Source organism: Acidovorax sp. IB03, assembly GCF_016406015.1.
Classification (GTDB): Bacteria; Pseudomonadota; Gammaproteobacteria; order Burkholderiales; family Burkholderiaceae_C; genus Acidovorax; species Acidovorax temperans.
Genome location: NZ_JAEFCH010000008.1, coordinates 144,028 through 152,172, shown reverse-complemented (window position 1 = coordinate 152,172; position 8,145 = coordinate 144,028). Strand labels below are relative to the sequence as shown.

5 protein-coding genes are annotated in these 8,145 nt (G+C 61.3%); 2 read left to right on the top strand and 3 right to left on the bottom strand.

Annotated elements, in window-relative coordinates; translation table 11 throughout:
• A partial coding sequence (locus tag IHV84_RS07105) for a peptidogalycan biosysnthesis protein (RefSeq protein WP_198846330.1) occupies positions 1 to 425 on the top strand: 425 nt, incomplete at its 5' end.
• Between the two features lie 104 nt (positions 426 to 529).
• Here the strand turns inward: IHV84_RS07105 and IHV84_RS20625 are convergent.
• The 3 genes from IHV84_RS20625 to ppa form a co-directional block, all read right to left on the bottom strand.
• Positions 530 to 2,674 (bottom strand): methyl-accepting chemotaxis protein, encoded by a 2,145-nt coding sequence (locus tag IHV84_RS20625; protein WP_198846329.1) that lies wholly within the window; start codon positions 2,672 to 2,674, stop codon positions 530 to 532.
• Between the two features lie 513 nt (positions 2,675 to 3,187).
• Complete coding sequence (locus IHV84_RS20665; protein ID WP_198846328.1) at positions 3,188 to 4,819, bottom strand: methyl-accepting chemotaxis protein; 1,632 nt, start codon at positions 4,817 to 4,819, stop codon at positions 3,188 to 3,190.
• 356 nt (positions 4,820 to 5,175) lie between these two features.
• On the bottom strand, positions 5,176 to 5,712 hold the full coding sequence (ppa, locus tag IHV84_RS07090; protein ID WP_198846327.1) for an inorganic diphosphatase: 537 nt from the start codon (positions 5,710 to 5,712) through the stop codon (positions 5,176 to 5,178).
• A 239-nt stretch (positions 5,713 to 5,951) separates the two neighbouring features.
• On the opposite strand from ppa, the gene IHV84_RS07085 reads away from it, so the two are divergent.
• A complete protein-coding gene (locus IHV84_RS07085) occupies positions 5,952 to 8,033 on the top strand; it encodes a sodium-translocating pyrophosphatase (RefSeq protein ID WP_198846326.1) in 2,082 nt (693 codons plus the stop codon).
• The last annotated feature ends 112 nt before the right edge of the window (positions 8,034 to 8,145 follow it).

The following is an 8,145-nucleotide window of genomic DNA, read 5'->3' as shown; positions in this document are numbered from 1 at the left end:
GTCAAACTTCTACTGCCTCCCCGGCAGAGCCGGGGGGCCTCCTTTTGGTAGCTAGCAGTTTGATAGCTATCAGCGCTTGCCCCGCAAGCGCTACAGGCCAAAAAGACACTGAAATCATCGCCTATGGGCGCTATTGGGGGGCGCTGGAACGCGTGGACTGCCTGCACTTTGAGGCCTGCTACTACCAGCCTTTGCAATGGTGCATTGAGCATGGCGTGCACCGCTTTGAAGGCGGCGCCCAGGGCGAACACAAAATGGCGCGGGCTTTGCTGCCTGTGCAGACCAGCAGCGCCCATTGGCTGGCGCACCCCGCTTTTGCCGATGCGGTGGAACGCTTTTTGGAACGCGAGGGCGAAGGGGTGGACGCCTACCTGCAGTCGCTGCACGAACGCGCGCCTTTTCGCAAAACTCAAAACCCGCCCTGACCCCAAGAAAAAAGCCGGTGCAACGCACCGGCCTTTCAGGTCAATGGGCGGGCCGCTTCACTGCACCGCCCGTGTGCAGGCTGCAGCCAACGGTCTGTGCAGCTTTAAAACGACTCCCAGTCTCCATCATCGGATGCCGCAGGCGCTTTGGACTTGGCAGGGGCACTGTAGGCCACTTGCCGCGCAGGCGTAGCTGCTGCCTTCTTGGAATTGGCGGCACCTGCCATTTTTACCTTCAGTTCCTTGGCCAGCTGGATCACCGCAGCACCCACTTTTTGCGAGGCATTGGAGAAACCGGTGTTGCTCTCCAACTGCTTCTCGGCTTCCGAATAAGCGCCCTGGTTGATCAGGCGCGCCACCTTGCCAGCTTCTTGGTGGAACTGTCGGTGCGACTCCAGCAACTGCACAAACGACGGTTTGCCGCCGTACTGCGAGCTACCTGCGCCGTGCAGCCACTTGCCCAGCTCGCAGCAATCGTCACGCGAAACGGTATCGGCATCCAGAGTTTCTTTCTGAGCCACGGCCGTGCGCAACTTGGCCCGCCAATTGGCGTGCGCTTGAATGGCGTTGTCCAGATTAATGCCCAAAGCGGGGCCTTCCGATGCAGCGGAAGAACGGCCCAGCGCGGCAGCGGGCGCCGCAGCGAATCGGGCCGAAGCAGATGCGGGCGCAGAGCCCATGCGCGGAGCTTGCATGCGAGCCACACGCTCCTCGCCTGCGGCCAGCTTGAAGAACGCCACGGTGTCGACCAGGTCCTGGGCCTGATTGTTCAGGCTGCTGGCCGCTGCGGCCATTTCTTCCACCAGGGCCGCATTTTGTTGAGTAACCTGGTCCATTTGGGTCACCGCTTCACTCACCTGGCTGACGCCCTGGCTTTGTTCATTGCTGGCAGCGCTGATCTCACCCACGAGGTCCGTCACGCGCTTGATCGCACCCACCACTTCCGTCATGGTGGTGCCGGCTTGGTCTACCAGCGACGTACCGTGCTCTACGCGCTCCACGCTGTCGTTGATCAAGGTCTTGATCTGCTTGGCGGCCTCGGCCGAGCGACCAGCCAGGCTGCGCACCTCGCTGGCCACCACCGCAAAGCCACGGCCTTGCTCGCCTGCGCGGGCGGCTTCCACGGCAGCGTTCAGTGCCAGGATGTTGGTCTGAAAGGCAATACCGTCGATCACGCCAATGATGTCGGAGATCTTGCGCGAGCTGTCGTTGATGCCCTTCATGGTCTCCACCACTTGGCCCACGACTTCGCCACCTTGCACCGCCACAGTAGAGGCGCTCATCGCCAGCTGGTTGGCCTGGCGGGCGTTGTCCGCGTTCTGGCGCACGGTCGAGTTGAGCTGCTCCATGGACGCAGCCGTTTGCTGCAGGGCGCTGGCTTGTTGCTCCGTCCGGGCGCTCAGGTCGTTGTTGCCCGAAGCGATTTCAGACGAGGCCACCGCTACGCTTTGTGAGCCTTCACGCACATGGCCCACGATGCGCGAGAGACTTTCCTGCATTTCCGACAACGCACGCAGCAGGCGGGCCGCTTCATCCTTGCCCTGGGCCTCAATGCGAAGCGCCAGATTGCCCTTGCTAATTTCTTCAGCAGCCTCCACCGCACGCTGCACGGGGGTGGTGATGGAACGTGTGGCCCACACCGCAAACAGCAAACCCAATACCAACGAGGCACCAGCCCCGATCGCCAGCACCCACTGACTGGTCTCCGCAGAGCTCAATACCGACTTTTCAAATGCAACCGACTCCTCGTAGGTGTACTTGGTGACATTTTCAAGCGCCTGGATGTAGTTCTGGGCCATGGGGCGGAGATCGCTGTCTACCAGGGCGAACACATCTTCACCGGCCTTTTTGCGCTCGAGCAACTTGGCACGGGCATCCACATAGGTTTTGCGGGCGGTGGCTACTTTGGCCAGCAGTTCTTTACCCTTGTCGCTGTCAATCAAGGTTTCGAGTTTTTTCTGCTTCTCGCTCACCTCTTTGGTGGTGGCCGACATGTCGGCCCCCAGTGCGGCAATGTAGGTCTCATCGGTAGCCTTGAGCGCTGCGGAGGCGCGGGTCCAGTTCAAATCAATCCCGGCTTTCCACTCCATGGCCAGCTGGTTGCGCTCAATCTCCACAGTCGAGATGCGAGTGGTGGCTTCCTTGAGCATGGACAGACGCCAAAAGCCTACTGCGGCAATCACGGCGGTGATCAAAAGAACAAGCCCAAAAGCCAAGCCCAAACGGGTACCGATCTTGAATTGGTTCATCGTATTTCTCTTAAAAAGCGCCTGCGCACCAAAGTGGCACAAGCGTACTGCCAACCTCGTCGAACTCCCACTACAGCCCATCACCCACCTCAGGATTGCCAAGGCGATGGACGTGAGACCTGCGCCACAACACTGCCGGGCGGTCGGGCCTCACTTGCATTTGACGCAGCGCTTCGACACAAGTCAACACACATTATCCACCATATTTATATCATAACAATCATAAATATCAAATTAAAACTTGTTCACATTGAGTTCGTCCATCAAACAAGAGGATGTGGCGGGCAAGCAACGCATCAGTTCGGTAACAAATAGCGCTTCGCATTTCACTGTGTTGACAGGCGCGGCCATGCGCCTGTGTAAGCCTCGCAAACCACGGTTCACCAATGCGTGACATGGATGGATGCAAAGGCAGTCGCTGAGTGTTGAGGTGCGCTGATAAAAAAAGCACGCTGGGTTACAGCGTGCTTTGGCTTGGCAGCGGCCTTCGCTGGAAGGCCATCGAGAAGATGCTTAGAAGCTTTCCCAATCGTCGTCGTTGGCCTTGGGCGTAGCAGGCGCTGTGGGTGCTTTGGCTACAGGCAGTGCTCGGGGCGCCGCTGCCCGAGGCGCAGAAGCAGGCTTTGCAACTGCGCGCGCCCGGTTCAGTGCACCCTGGGGGGCGGCAGTGGCTACCTTCGCAGCGGGCACTGAAACCCGGGCAGCAAGGGCGTTTGCATCGAGCTGGAAAACCGCCACAGCGTGGACCAATTCCCCCGCCTGGGTGTTCAGGCTGGCCGCTGCCGCCGCCATCTCTTCGACCAAAGCCGCATTCTGCTGCGTGGCCTGGTCCATCTGCGTGACGGCCTCTCCCACCTGCCCTACGCCTGCGCTTTGCTCGCTGCTGGCCGCGCTGATCTCTCCCATGATGTCTGTCACGCGCCGAATGGCGGTGACGACTTCGGTCATGGTGGCCCCAGCTTTGTCTACCAGCGCGCTGCCTTGTTCCACCCGCTCTACGCTGGCGGTGATGAGGCTCTTGATTTCCTTGGCGGCTTCGGCGCTGCGCTGGGCCAGGCTGCGCACTTCACCGGCCACCACGGCAAAGCCTCGCCCTTGTTCGCCGGCTCTGGCGGCTTCCACGGCAGCGTTCAGCGCCAGGATGTTGGTCTGGAACGCAATGCCGTCGATCACGCTGATGATGTCGGCAATCTTGGCGCTGCTGGCGTTGATACCTTTCATGGTCTCCACCACTTCGGCCACAACTTCACCGCCCTGGGCGGCGACGGTAGATGCGTTCATGGCCAGCTGGTTGGCGGTGCGGGCGTTGTCTGCGTTTTGCCGCACGGTGGAGCCGAGTTCTTCCATCGACGCAGCGGTTTCTTCCAGGGCGCTGGCTTGTTGTTCTGTGCGTGCGCTCAGGTCGTTGTTGCCTGAGGCAATCTGGGCCGAGGCCGAGGCCACGCTTTCCGAGTTCTGGCGCACAGCCACCACAGCAGCTTCCATGCGCAGCAGGGTGCTTTGCAAGGCCTGGCTTGCCTGCGTGCTGACATGGACGGCTCGGGCTCCATGCAAGGTGATGCTGTCTCCGCTATCGACCGCGGCCACGAGATTCCGCAGCTCCTGCCCCGCGCGGGCGGTTCGCCCCAGGCTCACAGCCATCAACACCTCCAGCGAGGTCTGGATCACCACATACACCGCATGGCTGAGCGTGCGCACGAAGCTGGCCTCGGTCAGGCAGTACACGCCAAAACCTGCGGCCTGCAAACGGTCGAACAGCACATGGTGCACCGCGAAGACCAGGGCTGACAACACGATGGGACGCCAGTCCAGGTACACCAGCAGCAATGCCAGCGTCACAAAAACACCAAAGTGCAGCTCGGTCTGCCCCTGCGCGAGCTGAATGTGCAGCGCCACGAAGGCCGACTGCACAAAGGCCAACACCAGACGGGAAGCCAATGCGCCTGCAGCGCTGGCATACGCAATGACCGCCACCACCATCAAGACGGCCGACACGCCCCAGGCCAGGCCTGATTCCACGAAATTGAAGCCCAAGGCCACTGACGTGATCGCGCTGATCACGATGGCAGCCAACATCACGCGGTCTCCCATGATGTGCATGGAACCCTGGGCGTGCCGAGGCAGTTGCTGGGAAGAATCGCTCATTGATGACTCCGAAAGTTGACTCGCCACTCAAACACTCGCCATGGCAGGTGACCTGCTCTGTGATCACAACCGCTGCCAGCGTGCTGCCTGCTCAAACCGGCACTTGACTACCTAGCGACAGGACCTCCACCGCTAATGCTGCAGTGCACAACCTAATATGTCCGCTAAATTTGATAGATACAACCTAATTGATAAATTGGCTTATGTATTCCGTGCCACCAGTTCAGCCTACAGACCGCCAAAGCCCCTGGCGAATGGCCGCCCGACACAGCGCCGGGCAACAAAAAAGCACCTGGGCAAATACCCAGGTGCTTTTGCAGTGTGAGCGCAGCGGCGGTTGCCGCAGTTGACTCAAATCAGGCCTGGCTCTTTTGGTAGTTGGCCACGCCGTCCATCACTTCCTTCTTGGCGGAATCAATGCCTTCCCAGCCAATCACCTTGACCCACTTGCCCTTTTCCAGGTCCTTGTAGTGCTCGAAGAAGTGGGCGATGGCGTTGCGGCGCATGGCGTTCAAGTCATCGATGGTCTTCCAGTGGTCGTACATGGGCAGGATCTTGGAGGTGGGCACGGCAATGACCTTGCCGTCCACGCCAGCTTCATCTTCCATCATCAAAATACCCAGGGGGCGGCAGGTCACCACCACGCCGGGGTGCAGGGGGAAAGGCGTGATCACCAGCACATCCACCGGGTCGCCGTCGCCCGACAGGGTCTGGGGCACATAACCGTAGTTGGTGGGGTAGTGCATCGCGGTGGTCATGAAACGATCCACAAAAATCGCGCCCGACTCCTTGTCCACTTCGTACTTGATGGGGTCAGAGTTCATCGGGATTTCGATGACCACGTTGAATGTCTCGGGGATGTTCTTGCCAGGGGTGACGTTGTTGAGGGACATGTTTTTGAAAATAGTGGTTTGCAACAGTAACCCGCGAAGCATGGCGTTCCATTGAGCGTCGGGATTAACCCTGATTTTAGAGGCATGCCCCTTTCTGCCCGCTTGCAACAGGGGGTTTGGTTGTAAATTGAGACCGTTGGCCAATCGGCCCCGCCCTGGGGCCCGAGGAAGCAACGCAGCGGAAGCACCACCGATGCGTCGTGTTTCCAACCGTGCAACCGCATTTGAAGGAGCACTGAATGGCTGACAGCACAGCAATGACCCCTCCCCTTTTATTGGCCCTGGTCTGCGGACTGGTCGCCGTGGCCTACGGCATCTGGGCGCGGGGCTGGATCCTTGGCAAAGACCCCGGGAACGCGCGCATGCAAGAAATTGCGGCAGCCATCCAGGCGGGCGCGGCAGCCTACCTGGCGCGCCAGTACAAGACCATTGCCCTCGTGGGCGTGGTGCTGGCGGTGCTGATTGGCGTTTTCCTTGACGGGACGACGGCCGTCGGCTTTGTGGTGGGGGCCGTGCTCTCGGGTGCCTGCGGCTTCATCGGCATGAATGTCTCGGTGCGCGCCAACGTGCGTACAGCGCAGGCAGCTACGCAGGGCATTGGCCCGGCGCTGGATGTGGCGTTTCGCGGCGGCGCCATCACCGGCATGCTGGTGGTGGGGCTGGGGCTGCTCGGTGTCACGGCGTTTTACTGGTTTCTGGCCGGCAATGGCAACCTCACACCCACCGCCAAGCTGGCCACGCTGCTCAACCCGCTGATCGGCTTTGCGTTCGGCTCGTCGCTGATCTCCATCTTCGCGCGCCTGGGCGGCGGCATCTTCACCAAGGGTGCCGACGTGGGCGCCGACCTGGTGGGCAAGGTCGAGGCGGGCATTCCTGAAGACGACCCCCGCAACCCCGCGGTGATTGCCGACAACGTGGGCGACAACGTGGGCGACTGCGCCGGCATGGCGGCCGACCTGTTCGAGACCTATGCGGTGACGCTGATTGCCACCATGGTGCTGGGTGCACTGATGGTGGGCGCCGCCCCGGTCAACGCCGTGGTGTACCCCTTAGCCCTGGGGGCGGTGTCCATCATCGCGTCCATCATTGGCTGCTTCTTTGTGAAGGCATCCCCCGGTATGAAGAACGTGATGCCCGCGCTGTACAAGGGCCTGGCCATCGCCGGCGTGTTGTCGCTCATCGCGTTCTACTTCGTCACGCTGTGGATCATTCCGGACAACGCCATCACCGCCAGCGGCAGCCAGATGAAGCTGTTTGGCGCCTGCGCCACCGGGCTGGTGCTGACGGCCGCGCTGGTGTGGATCACCGAGTTCTATACCGGCACGCAATATTCCCCCGTGCGCCACATCGCACAGGCATCCACCACGGGCCATGGCACCAACATCATTGCGGGCCTGGGCGTTTCCATGCGCTCCACCGCCTGGCCAGTGATCTTTGTGTGCCTGGCCATCCTGTCGGCCTACCAGCTCGCGGGCCTGTACGGCATTGCGGTGGCCGCCATGTCCATGCTCAGCATGGCGGGCATTGTGGTGGCGCTAGATGCCTATGGCCCCATCACCGACAACGCCGGGGGCATTGCCGAGATGGCCGAGCTGCCCAGCAGCGTGCGCGACATCACCGACCCGCTGGACGCCGTGGGCAACACCACCAAGGCCGTGACCAAGGGCTACGCCATTGGCTCGGCAGGACTGGCTGCGCTGGTGCTGTTTGCGGACTACACCCACAAGCTCGAAAGCTACGGCCGGGCCATCACGTTCGACCTGTCTGACCCGCTGGTCATCATTGGCCTGTTCATCGGCGGGCTGATTCCTTACCTGTTTGGTGCCATGGCGATGGAGGCCGTGGGCCGCGCAGCGGGCGCCGTGGTGGTGGAGGTGCGCCGCCAGTTCAACACCATCCCCGGCATCATGGACGGCACCGGCAAGCCCGAGTACGGCAAGGCCGTAGACATGCTGACCACTGCCGCCATCAAAGAGATGGTGATCCCCAGCCTGCTGCCTGTGGTGGTGCCCATTGTGGTGGGCCTGCTGCTGGGCCCCAAGGCGCTGGGCGGTTTGCTGATGGGCACCATCGTCACCGGCTTGTTCGTGGCGATTTCGATGTGCACGGGTGGCGGCGCCTGGGACAACGCCAAGAAGTACATCGAAGACGGCAATCACGGCGGCAAGGGATCTGAAGCGCACAAAGCCGCCGTGACGGGCGACACCGTGGGTGACCCCTACAAAGACACCGCCGGCCCCGCCATCAACCCGCTGATCAAGATCATCAACATCGTGGCGCTGCTCATCGTGCCGCTGGTGGTCAAGTTCCACGCGGGGTAATCAGGCCCAGCCCCGCGCCATGACGCCAACCACGGCTGGGGCGGGGCCTTGCGCAATGATTGATTGACGCCCTTCTCACTCACCTTCACCATGCAAGGAAAGCGCACAAAAG